The following is a 302-nucleotide window of genomic DNA, read 5'->3' on the forward strand; positions in this document are numbered from 1 at the left end:
GGCTTGGGCAAGGACGGCCTGACCGACCGCGAGGTGGCCGAACTGCCGGCCATCGCCGAGCAGGTGACGATGACCGAGCGCCGCTCGATGGCCGCCGAACGCGCCGCCATGGACCGCTACATGGCCGCCTTCCTGCAGGAGCGGGTCGGCGCGACCTTCGCGGGCCGGATTACGGGCGTCACTCGCTTCGGCTTGTTCGTGAGATTGAACGAGACCGGCGCCGACGGCCTCGTGCCGGTCTCCTCGCTCGGCGGCGAGTATTTCCACCACGACGACCGCTCCCACGCCCTCGTCGGGGAACG

The 302-nt window shown here is 70.5% G+C and carries 1 protein-coding gene; it reads left to right on the plus strand.

Translation table 11 applies throughout. The features are described 5' to 3' along the window. A partial coding sequence (locus FLQ44_RS11420) for a S1 RNA-binding domain-containing protein (RefSeq protein ID WP_147694466.1) occupies positions 1-302 on the plus strand: 302 nt, incomplete at both ends.

It is taken from the genome of Vogesella mureinivorans (genome assembly GCF_007644035.1).
In the GTDB taxonomy this organism is placed as follows: domain Bacteria; phylum Pseudomonadota; class Gammaproteobacteria; order Burkholderiales; family Chromobacteriaceae; genus Vogesella; species Vogesella mureinivorans.